Raw genomic sequence first — 22,139 nt, forward strand, 5'->3', positions numbered from 1 at the left:
TACCATAGGGGACTACTCATGGCAGATGGGCGAGTTTGCGCACATGTGACGACGAAACTTAGGTGCATCAGCTGGCTGCTAGCTCTCATGTTGGCGTTAAGCACGACTCTTCCTGCCTGTAAGACCACGGGCAGTGGCACCAAGTCTGCGGACGTTCCAGTCACCGTGACTGATAGTTCGGCATCTCTGCGCATCATGGCGGGAGATCCGCGGACCATACTGGTGCTGTTTACTGGGGCTTACATGAAACCAGCCGTGTACACGGCTCTAGCCCAAAAGATCGTCCAACTCTCTGGTGGTTCTGTCGGGGTGTTTGTGCCGCATTTTCTTGGCGATTTTACGAACCCACTCCAAAGCGACGGAGCCGTTAATGAAGCCGTTAAGTACTTAAAAGAGCGAGGAGTCGACCAGCCTGCGAGCCACGTGTTTCTTGCGGGCCACAGTGCCGGAGGAATTTTTGCCTCTGATGCACCTCTAAGATTTAAGCTACCGGGGTTGATTCTATTAGCCAGCTACCTGCCGCGGACACCTGTCATCGGTAAAAATCTCAATGACTACCAGCGCCCGGTTCTCACACTCGGCGGTGAACTCGATGGCCTAACTGGCATCAACTATATGGCGCGTGAGCATCAGGTCATGCAAAACCTCGCTGAAAGCGACGCCGCAGCCATTTTGGACAAACCAGTTATTGTTTTGCGTGGCGTTAAACATGCCCAGTTTGCAGACGGTACGCCAGCCGACGGTGACGTTATCGATGGAGCGGTAGACCTCGATGAGGCGCACGGCCTTATTGGGCGCCAGATTGTAGATTTTATTGCCGCTCAATCTATCGAGGGAGCTATTGCTGGTGTAACTAAAGCCGACGGCGCTAATGCTATTAAAGAGTCTGTAGCTGCGACCAAGCAGTTACTTCAGCCCTATTTTGCTAGTGAGAACGCCCTCGCGGATCTCTGTCAGTTCATGCAAAAGTCTGCCTTTGCGCTTGATGCAGACGGCTGGTCGCGCGTCGACTTTGACGTGAAAACCTACGTATCATTGCTGAGCCAGCCGGCATTTATTTTTGATAAATCATCAGTCACTAAAATCAATGATCGGATTAAACTGCATCTACCCATGTATGTGGATCAAGATCGGAATATTACCGATGTATCAAAGGATCGCTATCTTTCGCCTAAATCCGTCTCGTGTAAGATGCGCAGTCAGGAGGCTTTTGTCGCCGAGTCTGGGCTCACGAGTTCAGCGGTGCCGCTAAACTGTGCGCAAATGAACCAAAAAATCATCGCCTCTGCGATTAGTCTCGTGATTGATGAGAAACAATTAGACAGACTTAAAGATCGCTATGGCAATCCTGCGCGATGGGATTTGAGTCAAGACGCGACAGAGGCGGTAAACTCGGTCAGTTACGGCCCCTTCAGGATTCGGAGTAGTCGCAAATCCACCGGACAACAGTTTATTGCAAGTGGGTTTAGGTTTGAGCGTGACGGTACCCAAAAAGACCAGTGGATACTGGACACGGCTGAATTGCAGACCGGAAAAACTGCTGTCATTCAGCAATTTGCCGGCGCCAATTATTGCAAATTGATCCCACCGGAGCGAGTGATAGAATGGGCGACTCTGTTCGGACTGAAATAAAAAACGGTGCGCAACCCACTGCCGCCGATATGGGCCACTCCACAGTACCTAGTCGTATGATCCTTACGTCGGTCCTGCTTACAGTCCTTGTCCTCACTGTGTACGGCAGAACCATCGGTTTTGATTTTGTACCATACGATGACGCACTAAATGTGACGGAGAACCCTTATCTCGCCATCAGTGGGTCAGAGAGCACCAAACAATTTTGGCAGGCTCCACTGCACAAACTGTATATTCCCTTAACCTATACTCTTTGGGCTCTGATCGCTAAGGTGAGTCAAATTGGCATTAGTGGTGATGGCTATTTCATTTTTTCAGCTGCCAAGTTTCATGCCGTAAATGTACTTCTGCACTGCCTCAACACCCTCTGGGTTGCAGCCATCATGCGGCTCGTTACGCGACGCGCATTCATGGTCTTCGCAGGCGCGGCGGTATTTGCCTTGCACCCCCTCCAGGTTGAACCGGTAGCATGGGTTACAGGTCTTAAAGATGTTCTCTGCGCCAGTTTTGCTCTACCCTCAGTCTACTTGATCATGAAAAGCGGAGCTGAACAAAGGTGGCTACGGCGCCGTCTCTTTGGTGCTTCGTTACTTTATTTTGCTGCATTGTTGGCTAAGCCTGCCGCATTGGCGCTGCCGTGCGTCGTGATTGTTATTGCGCTCTACCAACATTGGCCGTGGCGGCGTGCGGGCATGGTGGTGGCGGCCTGGTTTGCGCTCAGTGCACCTATCATGGCGACGGTGTGGGAGTCACAAGCGCAGCAGGCTAAGATGGTGGTGTCTCCACTTAAGCGCCTATTAATTGCAGCAGATGCCCTCTCTTTTTATACAGCCAAAACCCTGGTGCCGTTGGGACTAATTATTGACTACGGGGCGACACCGGTTTGGGTATTGAACCAGCCGCAAGTATGGTTTTCAGCGATCTTTATTGGCCTGGTTCTGATCGCCCTGTGGGTGAAGCGTCGGTCCGGATGGTGGCTGGGGGCTGGTATCTTAGTGGCTGCTTTGAGCCCTGTTTTGGGTCTAGTGCCATTTGAGTTCCAAAGTCACTCAACGGTTGCAGACCGCTACATGTATATGCCCATGCTCGGAGTGTCCTTGATATGCGTTTGGTTGCTAAACAGTGTGAAGCCAAAAGTGGCGCTGATCGCCGTGCCAAGTGTGACTGCAGCCCTGGCTATACTCGCGAGTATGCAGGTAGAGACATGGGCAAGCGCCGACGCCCTCTTTACCCACACACTTGCACGCAATCCGGGGAGCTTAGTAGCTTGGCAGTCACTTGGGGCTGGCTACATGACGGATCAACGCTGGACAGATGCCGCTAGGGCCTTTACGAGCGCTTTATCCCTGCGTCCGCGCTTTCGTGACGGACTTTATAATTTGGGCCTTGCCTACGAACGCCAGGGCCAGCATGAACTTGCACTGGAGCAGTTCAATAAGATCATTGGGAGCGGAGCATCCACGGCAACAGCACTAGAAGGTGCCGCGCGCGTAGCTAATCAGCTGGGACAATTCGAGGTGTCCCGAGGCTACCTCATGCAAAGTGAGGATTTGTTTCCTGGGCGTGCCGAGACGGCACGGCTTCTGGCCGATGCATTGGTCGGTATCAAAGACATAGAAGGCGCTAACCGCATGTACCTTGAGGCACTGCGCAGGCAACCCAATGCCTCTGAGATTCACACAGTATACGGTGATTTTCTCGCAGATCATGGGGATCCTCAGGCCGCGGTACGCGCTTATTTGCAGGCTATAGCTATCGATGCACAGTCGGTAGCGCCGCGAATCAATTTGGGTTCTTTGCTTGCCTCGCTCGGTCGTTTTGAAGAGGCCGAAGTCCAGTTGCGCGAGGGAGTCCGTTTGGCTCCCAAGTTGGCTACTGGATATGTAAATCTCGCTCTTGTTTTTGAGCGCAAGGGAGACCTGAAGGCAGCCGCAGACGCCTATAGAAATGCTTTGAGTCTTGAAGTGAATCGTCTGGATGCGCGAGAGGGTTTGGCTCGAGTCCTCGGGGGGCGTCGTGAGTAAAGTCCGTCTAGTTGATCGGGAGCATATCCCCTTGGGTTTCATTGTGATCAGCGTGCTATGTGTCTTTTGGCAGGTGCGGTCGATGTCCTATGTGCTTTGGGATGATGATTTACTCATAGCAGATAATGCTATTTTACGTATGCCGTTCATCGACGCCGTCAAGGCAGCATTTGGCGGGTATTACAATGGGGACTATATGCCCCTGACTCTCATGTCTTATTGGTGCGAAGTGCGATTTGCAGGCTTTCAGCCGTCGGTCCAACACTTAAGTAATTTATTCCTACATGTTGTGAATGTCTTGCTGTGTTGGGTGTGGTTAAAAAGAATCATCAAAGATCCGCGGATTATTTGGGCGGCTGTCGGGATCTTTGCTATTCATCCCCTCCAGGTGGAGACGGTCGCTTGGATCAGTGAGCGCAAAGGACTTTTAGCGACGTGTTTTTATCTCCTATCTTTAATCTCGTATGAAAAGTCCAATCGCACCAATACCAGACGTTTTGGCTGGGTCACTCTTTATCTTGGATTTTATGTCTTAGCGGTACTTTCCAAGGCTAATGGGATATTCCTGCCTCTTTGGGTGGCTTTGAGCGACTGCCTCAGAGAGCGTAGAGCGATTCCCAGAAAATGGCCGGTCCACGTGGTGGCGTTGGTTCTCGTTGGGGGCGCCGTCATCCTGCGAGTCCATGCCTATGCGAGTGCTGTGCCTCAATTAAGTGCAGTCATGCTGACGCCAGAGCGCGTTCTGGGATGGCCAGGCATGATTTGGGCTGTGCTTGGGTTTTACGTGCAGGCATTTTTTTGGCCACTAGATCTATCGATCATCTATCCGTCCTATCAGTCCTCGGGCGGATGGGGAAATTATCAGCTCACAGGCGCCATATTTGTAATCGCGGTATTGAGCATCCTATTTATAAAGCGATTGCGCGAACAAATCCTATGGATAATATTTTTGCTCTTGAGTTTAGCACCCGTGATGAATCTGGTGCCGCGTATCAATTTTGTCAACGATCGCTATGCTTACTTACCGCTGATTGCGATGACTATCCTGGTGATCGAAGTGGCAAAAAATCTTGGCTCTGCGGTGACTCGATCACTGAGCTTATCTATGGGCTTGTTGCGTCACCTGCTTTTACCAACAATGGCATTATTATTGATGTTAATGATGATAGCTAGCCACGGCCGGGCTCAGGTATGGCACGATAATCTTAGCCTATGGGGGGACACGGTCAAAAAAGTACCAGCGAGTAGTCTAGCATTCAATAATCTGGGGCAGGCTTACCAAGAGCGCGGCGATATAGCCAAGGCTATCGAGCAATTTCAAAAAAGCCTGGCCCTCGCCGATCCATATCTCGCAAATCTCGCCACTAATAATTTGGCGACAATCTATAGCTCCAGACAGTATCCCGATTATTTTAATCTGCCCTATGCCAAGTCATTGCTAGAGGAAGGGATCACTAAGGTTGCGCGCCCCGACGATAGTTTGGTGCTCAGATACAATTTGGCTTTGGTTTACCTGCAGATGGGTGACGCAATAAACGGACGTAAGATTCTTGATTCGTTAAGGCTAGCGATCGAACAAAGCAGTAACCAGCGTTATCGTTTTCTCTTGGCGCGAGTGACGGATTTGCAGACCAGACTCGAGGGGGTACCGTGAATACGCCAGACAATTCGCGGATCTTTGCATCGATGGAGAGACGTTGGCCTCTCATATGTGTTTTGGTCATAGTTGTGGCGGTCTATGGACGGTCGGTAAATTTTGATTTTGTCAGCTGGGACGATGATCAGAATGTGACACAGAACCCATGGTTTCTCGATGGTACGTGGTGGCGTTTTTGGACTGAACACTTTGTCGGAATGTTTGTCCCGCTCGTCTATACCGTGTGGTACGGATTATTTAAATTTGCGACGCCTCCAGATCCGCGGTTATTCCATGGCCTCAATGTGCTGATACACGCAGTGAACACAGGCCTCGTTTGTGTGCTTGCTTATCGCTTCGTACCGATCGATCGCCGCTATGGTGTCAACGCCAGAATGGCGGGTGTTACGGCCGGATTGTTGTTCGCTTTGCATCCTCTTCAGGTAGAGTCGGTTGCTTGGGTTACCGGACTCCGGGACCTACTTTGTTGTCTCATGGTTTTAATTACCACCAATCTTAGCCTCTACCAGGGATACTCTCTGCGTCGTGAGTTCATTGGCTTTGTCGTGTTTGCTTTGGCGCTGCTCTGTAAACCATCAGCCACGGTGTTACCTGTTGCGCTTGGCATCATCATGATGGCCGAAAATCCTCGGCAGTGGCGCCGCGCTTTACAAAAATATCTCCCGTGGTTGCTCATAGGACTCATCGCAGTGCTTCGGACCAAAGATATTCAGACCGAGGTGATTAGCTTTGCAGTCCCTGACCTACCGTGGGCGTCGCGCCTCTTGGTGGCGATGGATAGTTACGGTTTTTATTTGACTAAACTACTCTGGCCTTTCGATTTGGCCGTGGATTATGGGCGCACCCCAGAGAAAGTCATAAATTTGCTGCTGTTCATAAGACCAGTATTTTTACTAATGGCAACTACGGCCCTGATTGCTGCCACTTTTAGGCTACTCAAGGGGCGAGAGTGGGCGTTGATTGCCTTTGCTGTGGTAGCGTTGGCACCAACATCCGGGCTCGTAAGATTCGCCTACCAGCATGTATCTACGGTAGCTGATCACTATATGTATTTACCTCTGGTTGGCATCGCCTTATTTGCCTCAGGCATTATCGCAAGGCTGCCAGCCCGTTGGGTCTTTGGTGGCGTCGCAGTGTTAGCGGTATTTTGGGGTACAGTGAGCGCGCAGCGCTTAACAATATGGCGGAATGATAAGACGCTGTTTCCTGCGATGCTTGAGTCTAATCCAGATAGCTACGGTGCAAACATAGGGATGTTAGCTGTTGCCATGCGTGAAGGTCGCTATCAGGACGGGTTGCCATATCTTAGGGAGGCAGAACGGCTTGAGCCTACTAACGTAGTGACGCTACTTGATAAGTGGCTACTTTACGTAAAGCTAGGGAAGTATCAAGAGGTAGCAGATGACATGCCCGGTCATATGCTGACTAAGGAGCAGATCCTAGCTAATCCTAATTCAAGATCAACAATCGGTGGCCAGTACGTGGTTTTAGCCTATGCGCTCATGCAGCTCGGTGATTACAGGAAGAGCTTCGAAATTGCCTGCCTGGCCCGATTTGCTTATGCCGCGCATGCAGATCTACCTAGTTTTTTCCCGTTTCTGGGACAAAAACTGGGGCTTGCAATGCCGGCCGAGAAGTGGTGCGATTAGCTAGCGATGGCTGGCCTTGACCCAGTCCAAAACAAAAGCGTCGACCCAGCGCCTATCGCCGTACGGCGTCACGCTTGCAGCATAAAAGCCCACATGACCACCGTGCTGCTCAAGACGAAGGTTAATATGTTGCGGCACTCTGTCGTCAAAGATAGATGACGGTATGATCGGGTCATCCTTCGCGGCTAGGATAGTAGTAGGGAGACTGATCTTGGCTAAAACAGGCGCCGCCGAACATTCACGGTAATACTCCTCGCGAGACTTAAATCCGGCGTTAGGGGCCGTATAAACGGCGTCGAATTCCCGCAAGCTAAGTCCATGACGTAGATTGGGATTCCTGTATTTTGCTAGCTGACGATCACGTGCGATAGCCTGCTTGGTGACAAAATAACTAAAAAATCGATCTATATGCCGGTTCCTAGCAGTTGCGATGGCGTTGGAACATGCCTCAAGATCAATCGGTGGACATATGGCTAATGCGCCCGCCAAATTAGGTATTTGGCTTGGCGCTGTATTGCCGAGCAAGCGCAGAAGCATATTCCCTGACAGCGAATACGCAATCGCCAATACTGGACGTCCAGGCCATCTTTTTTCAAGGTAGTTCAGGGCTCTTACGATGTCTCCAGTGCGCCCAGAGTGGTAGATCTGCTTGGCTCTACCACCAACGCCTCGTCCACAGCCGCGATGATGAAATCTGATGGCAGTATAACCGTGTTGGTTGAGTTTCGCGCTTTGACGGATAATAGTTGCTCCATCTCCAGATCCACCAAGTCCATGCAGGATGATGACTACCGGCTTATCGGTGTCGTCGTGCTTCGCCGGTTCCTCGTTTAAAAGTAAAGAGTCACCGTCCCCCAAATCAACCCAAAGACGCAGCGTACTCTCGAGTTTAACTGGCCTTGCGAATAGGGCACCAAAAGCCGTTTGCGCCTGAGGATGTTTGAGGAGCGGGTGAGGTACAAATTTCGGCGTCTTCATACAGCCACGCAATCGTGAAGGAGTTATTAGGCAGCTATATCATGGTCGCTAGATTCCGTTAAAGGGGGCTTAATCGTAAGTTTGCGAATTCTGCCGTAGAGACGTAGCGTATCCAGTAGGACTGATGATCCTACGCGAAATATATGAAACATTTCGCGTAGGAATGGTCTTGAATTCGTTCTGAAATAGTCAAGACGAACGGGGGCCTCCAGAAATCGTTGATAGCCTGCTGCGCGCGCCAGAGCGAGTATCTCGAGGTCAGCTCCGTAACGGTCTAGACATAAGTGTGGCAAGATGGACCTGATAACGTCACGCTTGAATAGTTTCAGTCCAACCTGCGTATCGGTTACGTTCATCTTGAATAGGTAACGAATCAGTAGCTGATAGATAAAGCTTAGGATCCTCCTAATAGTAGGATAGTCAATTTGTGATTGAGGATGACGCTTTGATGCGACAACGACGTCGGCATCGTAAAGTTCCATAAGACCGAGAAATATTCTGATTTCCCGTGGATGCAACTCCATGCCGCCATCGATGAAGAGGACAAAATCGCCTTGAGACCTCTTAAAACCCTCGCGGATGGCATAACCCTTGCCGTGGTTTTTTTCGTAGGCGATTAATTTTATCTGCGGATGTATGAAATCTTGCAAAACCTCTGCCGTACCGTCGGTACTGCCATCACTCACAACTAAGATTTCAAATTTCGAAAAATATGGAACGACCTCGGCGAGTAGTAGGTCCAGATTTGCTTTAATGTGTTTAGCTTCGTTAAAAACGGGGACGATGACGGATAAGTCTAGGTCACGTAATGACCTAAAAAGCATTGCGCGGTGCTCTTGGCTCATTTGCGGTAAGCCGGACATAAGACGAGTTAATCCTCCGTGTCCTATGTAACGGCAAGATTGGCTCAGTCATTTAACTTAGGTGCTTTGGTTGATTTTATAAAAAAGCCTGATAACTCAGTATTTATCGATGATTAGGTCGTCACCTAGAAAAATTATCTTCTCCCCGCCAGGCGGCGAAAAATTTAGTATAATCTCGCAATAAGCCATACATCGTTGAAATTTCACCGCCACTGACATGACAGGAAGTTCTATGCGTATTGATCAGGTCGCCCCGGCGTTGCAGGAGTTCCTAGCTATTTCACAACGCGTCGGAGCTTTGTGTCCCCAATGGTGTCAGGCAGAATCTGGTTATGTTTCGATCAAATACGCGCGCGGTGCTGGCCGCAATGTCCTCATAAAAAAACCTTCTGTACGCATTACAGAAGTGAGTAGTGACTTTGGATGGCAGGAATTTCCCGTCGACAAACTTTTGGAGCAGTTAGACGAACCCCTAGTATCTGAATGGTTAGACAGTCATCACGCGAGTGTGCACGCGCTGATGCCGGCTAAAGTAGTGGTTGAATTGACCTCCTTAGTCTCTCTGCTTATGGCCCACGAACACAACCACGACATGAATGTTCCTTGTTGGTTGTCGGAACGTTTAGGTGCTGAGGTTGCGATCGTTCCTTATCCAAAATCACTCGATGATCTATTTTCCTCTATCTGTGGTCACATCAATAAAACAGCGATCGTGATCGCCAATTACGGTGTGATTTTACAGGACGAGACCGCTGAAATCGTCGCTAAGTGGCAAGAAGTTGAAAAGGAATTCTGCGAAAGACTAGGCTACCTACGATTATTGAAGCATTTGGGCGGCGCATCTATTGCGGAAGTAACCGAGGCCCCTGCACCGAAAAAGAATTATCTGGGTGGTCCGCGTCGACATAAATACGTGCCAACCGATGCGCTGGCTGAGGCCATTAAATCTACTCGCAATCCGAGAAAATCAGCCGAGAAGCACTTTCACTTGCATTCAGATGATCCCTGCGTGAATGAACTGTGGCAGGCGCACCAAATTCTTTACGCGGAATGTCCTAATTTGGCAGAACTCCCGACGACGGCGGCCGCTGCCTTCATTCACCGTAGTCGTACCTTGCACGACGACGATTTGCTATTCAGGCGTCGCTGAGTCAGGGGTCAACCTAGGAGTAGATAATGGCTTTAGGCATGCGGCCGCGCGTCTTGCTGCTGATGGCAGCTTTGGTGAGTGCGATCTACGGACCCACCTTACGCTACGGCTTCCTGGAGCATGACGATGATCAGAATATCGTCAAGAATCCCCATTTGCAGTCGCTGACCGCGGATGAACTTGGGGCCTTCTGGGAGCGTCCTCATCTCGGACTTTTTATTCCAGTAACCTACACCTATTGGGCTGGTGGCGTTGCCATCTCACGCATAGGTCAGGATCCTAGCACCCCTGCGGTGCCAAATCCCGGTCTCTTTCACTTTGGTAATGTGCTGCTTCACACTGCCAATGGTTACTTGGTGTGGTTGATTCTATGTCAGTTCGGAGCATCGCAAATAGCCGCCTTGGTGGGCGCTATGTTCTTTTTGCTTCATCCTCTCCAGGTGGAAGCAGTGAGTTGGATTACCGGGGCCAAGGACTTACTCTGCGCCTTTTTATCGCTAAGCGCCGTTTATGTTTACATCAGGCAGTTAAATCGCAAGGACAAACTGAGCAATGCCAGAATGATGATCAATTATGGCTCAGTCGTAGGACTCACCATTCTTGCCATCTTGGCCAAACCTGCAGCAGTCGTCGTGCCTTTATTGATGGGTTTTATCGGCATTTTTGTGGCGAAGAGGATCTGGTGGCGCGTCGGCCTGACGCTTGCCCTCCCGCTTGGTGTCGGTGTCATGATTGCTAAGCTGACTAGTGGCGCACAGGCGCCCGAAGGGCCACTGCCGGTTGTTGCCTGGTGGCAGCGCCCATTTGTTGCCGGCGATGCCTTGCTGTTTTATGCGCGCAAGATCCTGATCCCATTCGGGTACGCCGTCGATTACGCGCGGCGGCCCGACTTGGTGGCAAGCAATTATTTGCTTTGCGCCCTAGGCGTGTTACCGGCGCTTGCCTTTATTTACTTACTGCGTCACCGTCGCCGCTTTCCTCTGCTCCTCGGATCGCTTGTAGCATTTGCGCTGCTTCTTGCGCCAAATCTCGGTTTTCTCATGTTTTCAAACCAATTTTTGACGACGGTCTGTGATCGTTATGCCTACCTAGCCATGGTCGTACCGGCGTTTTTGGTGTCGCAGGTACACTTGGCAAGTATCCAGCGTTTTTGGCCCAGTCTTAGTCTGAGGCAGCTGCAATCTTTGGCTGTCGGTATATGCGCGCTATTTACGGTTCTCAGTGTGATACAAGTCAGATACTGGGCCAATGAGCGCGCCCTTTTTCAACATAGTGTTGATGTCGAGCCTAATGGCGTGATGGCTTTGGTGGGCTTGGGTAACGACGCAGCAAACCAAAAGCAATGGGACGATTCGATTAAGTATTTCAGCGCAGCTCTATCACTAAGGCCAGATTGGGGCCGTGTGCACAATAATCTGGGTAATAGCTATATCAATGTGAACCGGCTGGTCGAGGCGACGGAGTCGCTAAAACGGGCAATTGCCGTGTTTCCGTCTTATCCGCTGGCGTTCAATAATTTGTGCGGAGCGTTAGCTAGGCGCGAAATGTGGGAGGAAGCCACTGCAGCCTGCCGTCAAGCCCTGACATTGGCGCCAGATTTTTACATGTCCTTTCAGAATCTTGGCTACATCGCCGCCAAACAGGGTAGGTTTGAGGAGGCAGAGAGAAATTTTAGAGGTGCCATGCGCATTGCACCAACGGATATTCCACCGAGACTGAATTTGATCAGAATTTTGAAGCTACAATCCAAGTGGGATAAACTTGCTGCGGAGCAAGAGGTACTATCACGCATGATGCCTTTCGACCGCGATCTTACCCTCGACTTGGCAGAGACCTACAAAAAGCTCGGACGTGCTGATCAGGCAGATCGTTTGTTGCAGAAGAGGCAGTAAATAGCCAAAAAATTGAACGTTGCAAGTAGCAACGCAATGGATAATCCTACGCGCCCAGCAGATGCACCCAGGTGCCAATAAAGATCAGCATTGGTTGCTAAGTAAACACAGAATACGACAGCAATGTAGCCAACTGCTGTTAAGAGCGGCAGTAGTAAAATGATCGGTTGACCGCGCCTTTGGCGGATGATCACTAGCGTCAACACCGTCGCAAGAGCAAGCGACGGTAAGACCATGGCGTTATGCAGTAAGATATTTGCGACTATCCACTCCCAGTCACTTGGGGTCGACAGTCTTGCTAAAGCTCTCTCAAAGGTGTTGCCCGAGTAATGGCTCCGCGCCAGATGCTGAACCTTCACGGCTATAAACCAAGCGAAGATCGGCACGATGAGTAATGCGCCTTTGCCAGCATGACGCAGCATGACGAATTTACCTTGGCTATGAAGTAGAGCTCGTACTCGAGGTGCCTGTAACGCGATGCCGATCGTGCTGACTATGCCTGCAAGGATCAACCCCTCCTGCTTAATCTCGGCAACTAGACATAGAAATACAAAAACCTGCCACAGATTACCACTTGTCACCCAAGCTATCGTTGCTAGGCAGGCGTAGAGCGCTACCCAGCCATCCATATAGCCATTGAAGAGAAAAAAACCTGAGCCATCGAAACCAAAGAGGAGCAGCGTCAGCATCCCAACATAAATCCAGCCGACGCCTTTATCCGTGTCATATTTACTGCAAAGGCGTTGCCAAGCTTCGCAGTAAAAGGCAAGCATGGGCAGGGCTAATAGGGTGATGGCCAATTTGGGGGCGTACTCATTCCAAAATCCCAGTAGCGTGGCGACTTGCGCAGCAAGTAATGAAAATAATTTTGGATAGTTTAGATGCGTGTAGATATTGGCCTCTGTGGCCCAGGCACCTCCGGCCCATATGCTCTTGGTATGGTAAATAACCTTAGCGTGGTAAAACCAAATTGATCGCGCGTCCCAATCCTTGATGGGCTCGACCAGACATAGGATGAGGAAGCAGCTGGCAATTACTCCCAGTCCAATCAAGAAGCGAATTCCTTGAGCCTGATCGCCTGCGGTGTCTGGGCTTGCGTCGGCAGTTGTCGCTCCCCAATAGCGTGCCAGTGCCCCGGAGGCGACCGCCGTCATACCGGCAACTACAAGACCGCCAACGATCTGACCGGTGAGCATTGCACAGAGTAGATTTAGGACCAAACCCGCCGCTAATGCGGTAGATGGTGCGGCATGCTGGCGCCAACCAAGGACGCTACGGCCTAGAAAGTAAAAGAGGCTACTGAGGCCAACAAAGATGGCGCCGCATTTAAGGACAGCGTACAAGTTGCGCCTCCTTAGTTGCGCCTAGGAGCTGGCAGTCTGTGGTTTCGCCAGGTGCCATGAGGCGATACCTGCTGGCAAAGCCCTCGCTGACCAGTACCGGATATAGCCCCTCAAATAGTCTCTGATAGAGCTCGTCTTGAGACGTGAGTTGAGAAGATACCGCGATGTTCTCGATTTCGGGAAATAGCCTAACGACTCCGGCAATTGCCAGGGGCTCACCAAGGTACGGCTCGCTCACGCGCGCTGTCCATTTGCCCTCGCTTACATCACTTGCGAATTGGCGCAGTCGATGCGGCAACTTCTCATAAGCTGAGCCAAAACGCTCGTCGAACGCCCGTGAACGCATTTGGGGATCCGCTACCATCTGGTCCCAAGCCTGATCTACCCATTGGCTGAAACTGATGCCGAGCCATGGGATGAGTGTAGTCGACGGACGCACACTTAGAAAAAAAGCTATTAGCCAGATTCCGGTCAGCAACGTCTTGCCACCGAGAATAGAGGTATTGTCTGAGTGCTTTGCATTCATGAAGCTAGGTGATGCCAAATTGTTCGATGTAACGGAAAAGCGTGCGCTCACCGATACCAAGGGCTTTAGCAGTGTCGCTGCGACGGCCATTGTGCTTAGCTAAGGCTCGTTGCAGAAAACGCCGCATCCAGGCATTTCTGGCTTCGTCTAGAGTGGGTTGTGTCACGGCCTGAAGTTCATCGATGCATTTCCATGCCGCGTTTAGATCACCGCCTAATTCACCATCCAGATGACTCGGCTGCACTAAAGGACCGTCACACATCACAAGCGCGCGGCGGACACAGTGTTCTAGTTGGCGGATATTACCGGGCCAGGGCAGATCGCTTAGAAAATGAAGGGCGCTCGTTGACCAGCGCTTTGGACTTAGACCATGCTCTTCGGTGAAGCGGCGGTGAAAATGTAACACGAGCGGAGCAATGTCTTCACGTCGCTCCCTGAGCGGTGGCATCTGAATGTTCGCTGCGGCGATCCGGTAATAAAGATCTTCGCGGAATTTACCGCTAGCAATCAACTCTGGTAAATTACGGTGCGTCGCCGTCACCAATCTAAAATCGCTGTGGCGCGGCGTATTATCACCAATCCGCGTGAAGCTGCGCTCCTGCAGTACCCGCAGTAGTTTGGCTTGGATTTCGGGTGAAAGTTCACCGATTTCATCCAAAAATAAAGTACCGCCGTCAGCTTTCTCTATGAGACCAACGCGGTCATTTTGCGCGCCAGTAAACGCGCCACGACGGTGGCCAAAGAGCTCACTTTCGACCAAGCTGGCCGGCATGGCGACGGCATTTACAGTGATCAGCGGTCCCGCGGCACGCCCAGATAGACGATGGATTTCGCGTGCAACCAGCTCCTTGCCGGTCCCGGTTTCGCCCGTGATCAGGGTTGCCACATTAACCGGTGCCAGTCGTGTGATCAGTTGGTAAACCGCCAGCAGGCCTGGGGAATGACCCACCATCAGCCGATCCGGAGGCAGCAGTGGTTGATCGACACCCTTAGTGGAAGACGGTGGCGATCGCCGCGACTCATGAGCACGAAGATTGCGCCGGATGTGTGTCGCCGGATCCTCATCGGTTAGAGTTGCGAGGAGGATGCGCAGGTCCTTGGCCATAATCGCAGCGCTGCTACTTGCTCTACCGAGTAGAGTGGCGCCGACCGTGTGCATCAGGTGCTCCGCAGCTTGGAGATCGTTCCTCACTGCGCAGTCCAGTTGCTCGGTACTCGCTACGCTGCGATCGCCACTCCGCTGCTGCTTATTAGTTCGTGCGCTGTTGGCAGATATCCTCTGCCATGTGCCACCAAAGCCAATGAGCTTGACCTGTCCCTGCTGCCCGACCAAAACCTGGTCGGCGCTCAAGCCGCGGTGCGGTAGATCGACTTGGTGAGCGGCTGCCAACCCCTCGTATACTTGGATCATTAAGGCGATGCCGACACTCGGTGCGAGCGGTAAACGCACATCAGAAAGGTGCTTGGCCTCAAACCATTCGGTAACAATAAAGACGCGGTCATCGTCAGATAAGACATCATAAATTTTAGCCACATGCTGGTCGTTGACCGCAGCAAGTGCCTTGGCCTCCGCCAGGACGCGACTTCTGAGGTCAGGAAGGCCCGTGTCAAAAATGCACTTGATCGCGACCGGTCGCTCCAGTTCCTGATCGATGGCGCGGTAAACGAGACCAAGTGGGCCGCGCCCTATCAGCTCCTGCAGCTCGTAGCGCCCTCCCGCAATGCTGGAGGCCCCCCCCAGGGGCGAATCAACGATTTCAGATGGCGATAAGGGGGTGGTTTCCAACGCTGCTCCGCGTGCACTTTTTAGAACTAAACATATACTCGTATCATGGCCTGCCAATTTTGGCAGTTAAAAAATCTAGTCCCCGCCAACTTTGGCAGTCAGCTATGTGACGTAAGGACGCACACAGTAACTAAATTCGGTATGTTAGGTACCCATAAGTCATTACTGGATTTGGCATGAATTCTGCACATCTAAGCCGTTAGTTTACTAGATACGAGAGCCGTAGGTTGCGCGACCCCAGACGCCGACGCCCCAGGAGGTCATTGTGAGTGACAAGCTAGAATTTTCCGAACAGGTCGTCATCATCACCGGTGGTAGTCGTGGCATCGGTAGAGCCATGGTCGAGGCCTTCGCCCACGGTGGAGCCAAGGTGGTGTTCACCTACGTCCACGGAAGTGACGCCGCCAGGACTCTGGAGTGCTCTCTGCGTGATCAAGGGCTGAGTGTGCAGGCTTTGCAGGTCGATGTGCGCGACGAAAAGGCAGTCGATGAAGCGGTCACTATGGTCGAGAAAGAGCACGGTCGTATCGATGTGCTCATCAACAACGCAGGTATCACTGCCGACGGTTTGATCATGACCATGGAAGACAAATCGTGGTCCGACGTGCTGACCACAAATCTTAGTGGGGCCTTCCACTTCTGTCGCATAACCTCGCGCTTTATGATGCGTCGGCGGCAGGGATCGATCATCAATATCTCCTCCCTCGTTGCCACGCGGCCAGGGCGCGGCCACTGCAACTATGCAGCATCTAAGGGTGGCATTGAGGCGATGACCAAGGCTCTAGCAATTGAACTTGCTCCCCGAAATATCCGCGTCAACTGTGTGGCGCCAGGTATGATCGAAACTGACATGAGCAAAGATGTGCGCGCTCTTGCTGGTGACGAGATTTTGCAGCGAATCCCCCTCAAACGTTATGGGCAGCCCGCCGAAGTGGCAGCCGTCGTGAAATTTTTGAGTAGCAAGGCTGCATCCTACATCACGGGATCCGTGATTCATGTCGATGGTGGATTAATCGTGTGATTCGTGTCCCAACCTGGGACTGTTTAACTATGACATAGGAGAGAGTCTGATGAACAATTTGGACCGCGTACGAGCCGTAATTGCTGACGCACTTTATGTGGATCTCGAGCAGGTCGAGCCCCAAGCCAACTTGATGGCTGACCTGGGTGCAGAAAGTATCGACTTTCTCGATATCATGTTTCGCTTGGAAAAAGAGTTTAACATTAAGCTCCCACGCGGTGAGATTGAGCAGAAAGCTCGTGGTCAGTTGAGTGACGCCGAGTTTGCGGTCGAGGGTCGCCTTACCGACGCAGGTCTTACAAACCTGAAAGCCATGCTGCCGGAAGTCAAAGCTGAGGCTTTCCGCTCAGGACTCCATCTCCGTGAAATCCCGACTTTGTTTACCGTCCAAACCTTCGTGCGTATGGTGGAAGAACAGTTAACTGGAGGGGGCGCGGTGTTGACGGGGCTCGGCACTGAGAAACCTGTTTCGCTCTGACCGTAATTTTTTGACGCCGGGAGTACAGGATGCGCTTCTTGTTCGTGGACGCAATTACTGAAGTTGGTGAAGGGTCTATAGTTGGATACAGGCACTTTCCCATCACTGAACCATTGCGATATCCGTTACGCAAGGAGCAGGCCCATGTTGCTCCCGGTGCAATTTTTGAAGCCCTTGGTCAATTAGCCTCCTGGTACTGTCTCAAGGAGAATAATTTTACGGCGCGTCCCGTATTTCTCTTTGTTGACAGCATCGAATCAAAGGGACTCGTACCCATAGGCTCGCGGGTTGAGCTCCGCGCGACCATTCACGATTTAGGCCAGGATGCATTCCGGTTTAGCGCCGAGGCATTGGTCAATGGTGTCGTGGTGCAACGCCTGAGTGACTGTGGTGGTATGTTCATGCCACTTGCTGAGCTCGAGGATCCCGAAGTAACTAAAGCGCGCTATCAGGCTTTAACCAACGGGGGGCTTATCTTGCCTGGTTCTGACGGTCCAGCCTATCCCTTTGCCGACCTAGTCGGTGAGGTGCTTAGCGTGGATGTGGGGCGGCGGATTCACACGCGGCACCTTTTCAGTCGTGACGAACCCTTTTACGCCGATCACTTTCCCAGGTTTCCAGTGACGCCCGTGGTGATCCTGACCGAGATGTTGGGCCAGGGTGCTCGGCGCTTGTTTGCACTGAAAGACGATCAAGAGCTGACCTTGCTAGCTATGCAGAGACTTAAGATCAGAACCTTCGTTGCTCCAGGAGATATCACGGAAGTGATCCTAACCAGCGCCGGTGTCCGCACAGTCAGCGGCAGACGACTTGGTGACGTCACTGCCGAACTACTCAAGGACGGCAAGAGGATCCTGCGGAGCGAATTCATCTACGATGTAACTGGGTAGGGCTATGCAAACCAACTCTGAAAAACAGTCGCTGCGTCGTCGTGTCGTCATCACAGGTATCGGAGCTGTAACACCCCTTGGACTATCGATGCAGGACACCTGGAACGGTCTGGTCGAAGGGATCTCCGTAGCGGGGCCGGTGAGGCGCTTTGATGCGCGTCAATTTCCAGTTCAGATGGCTTACGAGGTCGATGGATTCAAGTTGGCCAAGGATCTTGTGCTGATGCACGAAGTTCCCCATATGAGCGATATTTGTGCGTTTGCGATCAATGCGACGAAAGAGGCCCTGGAGCAAGCTCACATACCAATTGCCGGACCTGTATCCGATCGCACCTCGGTTTGTTTTGGCGTTGGCCTGCAGTGCCCCCAGCTGTCCTGGTACGACCAAGTGCATTTACAGAGAAAGTTTGATGATCCAAGTCTCATCCCACACATTCATCTCTTTCCCGATCAAATGTCGTCCATACTGGGACGGTTGATGGGGGCAGGTGGCGGTATTACCTCAGTCCATACTGCCTGTGCATCCTCTGGTCAGGCCATGGGCGAAGCTTACGATCAAATTTTGTCCGGCGATGTCGACTTAGTCTTAACTGGTGGGACAGATTCGATGATCAGTCCCTTCTATCACACGGGCTTCAATCTCCTCGGAGCCTTGTCAAAACGCAACGACTCTCCCAAGACAGCTTCCAGGCCCTTTGATCGTGATCGGGATGGATTCGTCTTTGGTGAAGGTGCCTGCGTCTTTGTTTTTGAAGAGCTAGAGCATGCCAAAGCCCGCGGCGCCACGATCTTGGGTGAGGTGTGTGGTTACGGCGTGACCGAGTCGGCCTACCGGATCACCGATCTTCATCCCGAGGGTACTGGGCCGGTCGAGGCCATGCAAATGGCACTTGATGATGCTGGCATTACCGCTGCTGAAGTTGGTTATATCAACGCTCATGGCACCTCGACGCAACTCAATGACCGCATCGAGGCATTGGCAATTGCCAAAGTGTTTGGTGAATTTGCACCACGAACCTATGTCAGCTCTACGAAGAGTATGACTGGTCACATGATTGCTGCTGCTGGTGCCATCGAATTTGCCTTCTGTGTGAAGGCTCTCGAGCACCAAGTGCTGCCTCCATCGATCAACCTATTCAACCCGGATCCTGACTGCCGCGTTAACTTGACTCCGCCTCAGATTAGCTCGCATCCCATGAATTATGCACTGTCCAATTCGGTCGGCTTTGGCGGCTCTAATACAGCTCTGATCGCTGGTAGGGGGACGGTATGAAAGGTGGTATGAGCGGTCAAGATTTAGTCATTACTGGGCTTGGCGCCTTAACCAATTTAGCTACGGGACGTACCAGGCTGTCAGAGTGTATGACGGCTAAACCTGATCAGCGGCAGCAAAAAGACTACAGTTTGGCTGGGTTTAAAGCGATGCCGCTCATGCGTGACAAACGGCATTTGAAGAGTATTTCCCACTCCGACAGTGTAGGTATGGCCGGTGTCTCGGTGCTTCTCGATGATGCCAAACTCAATATCGGTGATTATCCCGCCGCGCGCATTGGTGTTTACGTCGGATCGCCGTCACCTTGTGCCAGTGACAATGATGCCTACCGCGAGGCGATCATTGCATCACACAAGGGGGATGGGAGTTATGACTTGGCGACGTTTGCGCGTCTAAGTCACGAAGCAAGACCTGTGACCTTGCTGACAGGGCTGACCAATAATGTGCTCTGTTATACCTCGCTCCTTATGGACGCGCGTGGCCCCAACTCAAGTTACATGGCGTCCGCTGTCGCGGGTCAGTTGGCAGTGATCAATGCGATGCAGCGCCTCAAGCGTGGCAAAATTGACCTGGCTATTGCTGGTGGATTCGCGTTTCCCACCGATCCAATTTACCTCGCCATGTTAACCAAGCACGGATTAACCCAGAGGGGAGTACCCAATAAGAACTACGAAACGGTCCCCTTTGGCTTAGATCCTGAGACGATTGGCATGGTTCTCGCTGATGGGGCCGCCTTTGTCGCCATCGAGCGACGGGAGCAAGCGCGTTGTCGTGGTGCTTCAGTGTTAGCGACGTTGGTTGGTGGCGCTGTGACTAGTGATGGACTGGGACCAAAGCATTTTCATAGCGACGGCCGATCCATACTTAGGCTGCTACACAAGGTGGTCGAGCAAGCTGGGATTTCTCCAGCGGACGTCGGTCTAGTCGTGAGTGGCGCTGCTGGTATCACGGATCTTGATTTGGCCGAGCTTAATGCCCTGCAGCAGTTTTTTGCTGGAGTCACTGAGGCCCCGGCCTTGGCGGTGCCAAGCAAGCTGTGGGGCAATCTCCTAGAGGCTGGCGGTCTCATGGAAATTGGTTTTTTGAACGAGATTTATCAAGCTGGTGCTGTGCCCGCCTCCCTCAGTGTAGCTGTGCCCGGATCAAGATTTGGGGCAAAAATTGACCAAACTAAACCGTACGTGCTCTTGCTGCGTACCAGCGCTTGGGGTGAATATAGTTGCATCGTGGTGAAACGCGAGGATCCATGAACGGTGCGGCAACTGCAGGTGGCGACACTAATGTCTTGATCACCGGGATTAATAGTTTCCTCGGTAAGGCCACGTTGGCACGATTAGTAGATAAGATCAATGTTGATCGGATTTACTTGTTACTGCCATCGGAGGATGGCACTGACGCCTCGCCTCAAGTGGATCTGCTGCTGCGGCAGATGTTTCCGCTTTGGCGCGCTAATGAATTGCGCAACCGTGTCATTGGGATCTGCGGCAATTTCACCGAGAGTGGTTGTGGACTTTCCGAGGCATCACTTGCCTTGTGTCGTGAGCAGGTTATGCAAATCCTGCACTGTGGTGCTAATACCGATCTGGGTGGTAGTCTGGAGCAGGCACGCCATCTGAATACCGAGGGCACCTTGCACGTGCTGCAGCTCGCCGATGAGCTCTATCGCCATGGTAGACTGCAGCGTCTCGACTATGTGTCGACCGCCTATGTTTGCGGGCGCAAACCTGGTGTGACTACAGAGAGTGATTTCGAACGCGGTCAGACATTCGCAAATTATTATGAGCAAAGTAAATTTGAAGCAGAAACCTTAGTGCGCCAATACGCTAAGCGTCTACCAGTGTGTATCTATCGTCCTTCGATAGTCGTTGGCCACTCGTACAACGGTTACACACCTAACTTTAGGGTGCTCTACTGGCCTATTTTGCTCTTGGCGAAGGATCTCCTACCTTTTCTCGTCTGCAATCCCAAGGCCTACTTGGATATCGTACCAGTCGACTTTGTGGCTGACAGTATCGTGACTTTGATGAGCGTCCCAGAGGGGGTAGGTGAGACCTTTTTACTGACGGCCGGCCTTGGTCATGAAATCCGCATCCGCGATATTTTGCACGATACCTACGAAATCGCTGGGCTTAAAAGGCGGCCAACAATTCCATTTTGGTTATTTGAGATGTTGGCGCGGACGCCTGTAGCTGGCCTTTTGCCGATGCAATTTTGGGCCTTGGTTGAAGCCGCTAAACCTTACTTCCCTTATCTGCGTGGGACGAATTTAAGGTTTGATTCAAGTAAAACTCTGGCAGTGCTCGCTAAGCACGGTATCAGACCTCCTGATTGGCAAGATTACAAACAAGAGATACTGAGTTTCTGCGTAGCGACGCGTTGGGGCAAAAGATTGCCTCTGCCAGAGTACTCGTACTACTTACCAGCTAAGTTTAATCGGGCTATGTAGTTGCGCAGCAGCTTTTCTCCGCCTTTGCCTCACCTATAACAATCTTCACGGGCTTTGCTGCGACGGGTTTTTGGACAAAAAGTCTGAGTACACCATCGCGATGATCAGCACTAATATCCTCGGCCTTAACGCCATCAGGGAGCGTGAATGTGCGCTCAAATTTCGTATAACTGCCACTTGCATCGCCCTCATCGTGCTTGCGCTCGCCAGTAACGACCAGGTTATTGGCCGTCAGCTCAATCGTGATGTTGTCGCGACTGACTCCTGGGATCTCAAGGCTGAGGGTGTACTTAGTTTCGTCTTCGTCGACTTGCACCCGGGGCGTTTGCTTGTAGCCGGTGGCTCGTTCACGGGCGGCAACGCGCCAGTCATCCGTAAACCAATCGTCAAGACCGTTAAACCATGGGCGCAGGTTAGCAAAACGGCGGGGTTCGAGGTTTCTATCGAAAACGGTTAACATAATTAATCTCCTTTGTTTTTATTTCTGAACTGAGGCGGCAGCTACCTGCCTCTGAATTTAATGTGAGTACG

18 protein-coding genes are annotated in these 22,139 nt (G+C 51.7%); 12 read left to right on the top strand and 6 right to left on the bottom strand.

Annotated features, from left to right (window positions below; translation table 11 throughout):
• Positions 1 to 18: 18 nt before the first annotated feature.
• The 4 genes from FJ146_07875 to FJ146_07890 are packed head-to-tail and all read left to right on the top strand — an operon-like array spanning position 19 to position 6,962.
• A complete protein-coding gene (locus FJ146_07875) occupies positions 19 to 1,632 on the top strand; it encodes a hypothetical protein (protein ID MBM4251874.1) in 1,614 nt (537 codons plus the stop codon).
• Positions 1,605 to 3,656: a tetratricopeptide repeat protein gene (locus FJ146_07880; protein ID MBM4251875.1), complete on the top strand. Its 2,052-nt coding sequence runs from the start codon at positions 1,605 to 1,607 to the stop codon at positions 3,654 to 3,656. Before FJ146_07875 ends, FJ146_07880 begins: the two co-directional genes overlap by 28 nt.
• Positions 3,610 to 5,310: a tetratricopeptide repeat protein gene (locus FJ146_07885; protein ID MBM4251876.1), complete on the top strand. Its 1,701-nt coding sequence runs from the start codon at positions 3,610 to 3,612 to the stop codon at positions 5,308 to 5,310. The genes FJ146_07880 and FJ146_07885 overlap by 47 nt, the downstream gene beginning before the upstream one ends.
• A complete protein-coding gene (locus FJ146_07890; protein ID MBM4251877.1) occupies positions 5,307 to 6,962 on the top strand; it encodes a hypothetical protein in 1,656 nt (551 codons plus the stop codon). The genes FJ146_07885 and FJ146_07890 overlap by 4 nt, the downstream gene beginning before the upstream one ends.
• On the opposite strand, the gene FJ146_07895 is transcribed toward FJ146_07890, so the two are convergent.
• The gene (locus FJ146_07895; protein ID MBM4251878.1) at positions 6,963 to 7,940 is read right to left on the bottom strand and encodes an alpha/beta fold hydrolase; all 978 of its coding nucleotides are present in this window, start codon (positions 7,938 to 7,940) and stop codon (positions 6,963 to 6,965) included.
• A 26-nt stretch (positions 7,941 to 7,966) separates the two neighbouring features.
• On the bottom strand, positions 7,967 to 8,803 hold the full coding sequence (locus FJ146_07900) for a glycosyltransferase (protein MBM4251879.1): 837 nt from the start codon (positions 8,801 to 8,803) through the stop codon (positions 7,967 to 7,969).
• Positions 8,804 to 9,035: 232 nt separating this feature from the next.
• Here FJ146_07900 and FJ146_07905 point away from each other — a divergent pair, with 232 nt between their 5' ends.
• Both FJ146_07905 and FJ146_07910 read left to right on the top strand, forming a co-directional pair.
• Entirely contained in the window at positions 9,036 to 9,953 is a 918-nt protein-coding gene (locus FJ146_07905; protein MBM4251880.1) for a hypothetical protein, read from the top strand.
• Between the two features lie 26 nt (positions 9,954 to 9,979).
• The gene (locus FJ146_07910; GenBank protein MBM4251881.1) at positions 9,980 to 11,845 is read left to right on the top strand and encodes a tetratricopeptide repeat protein; all 1,866 of its coding nucleotides are present in this window, start codon (positions 9,980 to 9,982) and stop codon (positions 11,843 to 11,845) included.
• Here the strand turns inward: FJ146_07910 and FJ146_07915 are convergent.
• The 3 genes from FJ146_07915 to FJ146_07925 are packed head-to-tail and all read right to left on the bottom strand — an operon-like array spanning position 11,812 to position 15,500.
• Positions 11,812 to 13,188 carry a hypothetical protein gene (locus FJ146_07915; protein MBM4251882.1) on the bottom strand — a complete coding sequence of 459 codons (1,377 nt, stop codon included), beginning with the start codon at positions 13,186 to 13,188 and terminating at the stop codon, positions 11,812 to 11,814. The two genes, FJ146_07910 and FJ146_07915, sit on opposite strands and share 34 nt — an antisense overlap.
• Positions 13,172 to 13,714 (bottom strand): hypothetical protein, encoded by a 543-nt coding sequence (locus tag FJ146_07920; GenBank protein ID MBM4251883.1) that lies wholly within the window; start codon positions 13,712 to 13,714, stop codon positions 13,172 to 13,174. Before FJ146_07920 ends, FJ146_07915 begins: the two co-directional genes overlap by 17 nt.
• Before the next feature lie 4 nt (positions 13,715 to 13,718).
• Positions 13,719 to 15,500 carry a hypothetical protein gene (locus FJ146_07925; protein MBM4251884.1) on the bottom strand — a complete coding sequence of 594 codons (1,782 nt, stop codon included), beginning with the start codon at positions 15,498 to 15,500 and terminating at the stop codon, positions 13,719 to 13,721.
• A 265-nt stretch (positions 15,501 to 15,765) separates the two neighbouring features.
• Here FJ146_07925 and FJ146_07930 point away from each other — a divergent pair, with 265 nt between their 5' ends.
• From FJ146_07930 to FJ146_07955, 6 genes are read left to right on the top strand one after another with little or no spacing between them, the layout of a single operon-like run.
• A complete protein-coding gene (locus FJ146_07930; GenBank protein MBM4251885.1) occupies positions 15,766 to 16,521 on the top strand; it encodes an SDR family oxidoreductase in 756 nt (251 codons plus the stop codon).
• A gap of 49 nt (positions 16,522 to 16,570) precedes the next feature.
• Positions 16,571 to 16,999 (top strand): acyl carrier protein, encoded by a 429-nt coding sequence (locus FJ146_07935; protein MBM4251886.1) that lies wholly within the window; start codon positions 16,571 to 16,573, stop codon positions 16,997 to 16,999.
• A gap of 29 nt (positions 17,000 to 17,028) precedes the next feature.
• Positions 17,029 to 17,889: a hypothetical protein gene (locus tag FJ146_07940; GenBank protein ID MBM4251887.1), complete on the top strand. Its 861-nt coding sequence runs from the start codon at positions 17,029 to 17,031 to the stop codon at positions 17,887 to 17,889.
• Between the two features lie 31 nt (positions 17,890 to 17,920).
• A complete protein-coding gene (locus tag FJ146_07945) occupies positions 17,921 to 19,162 on the top strand; it encodes a beta-ketoacyl-[acyl-carrier-protein] synthase family protein (protein MBM4251888.1) in 1,242 nt (413 codons plus the stop codon).
• Positions 19,159 to 20,412: a hypothetical protein gene (locus tag FJ146_07950; protein MBM4251889.1), complete on the top strand. Its 1,254-nt coding sequence runs from the start codon at positions 19,159 to 19,161 to the stop codon at positions 20,410 to 20,412. The genes FJ146_07945 and FJ146_07950 overlap by 4 nt, the downstream gene beginning before the upstream one ends.
• A complete protein-coding gene (locus tag FJ146_07955; protein MBM4251890.1) occupies positions 20,409 to 21,608 on the top strand; it encodes an NAD-dependent epimerase/dehydratase family protein in 1,200 nt (399 codons plus the stop codon). The genes FJ146_07950 and FJ146_07955 overlap by 4 nt, the downstream gene beginning before the upstream one ends.
• Here FJ146_07955 and FJ146_07960 read toward each other — a convergent pair.
• Positions 21,601 to 22,068 (bottom strand): Hsp20/alpha crystallin family protein, encoded by a 468-nt coding sequence (locus tag FJ146_07960; GenBank protein ID MBM4251891.1) that lies wholly within the window; start codon positions 22,066 to 22,068, stop codon positions 21,601 to 21,603. The genes FJ146_07955 and FJ146_07960 overlap by 8 nt on opposite strands.
• Positions 22,069 to 22,139: the final 71 nt, after the last annotated feature.

Source organism: Deltaproteobacteria bacterium, from assembly GCA_016874735.1.
GTDB lineage: Bacteria > Bdellovibrionota_B > Oligoflexia > Oligoflexales > CAIYRB01 > CAIYRB01.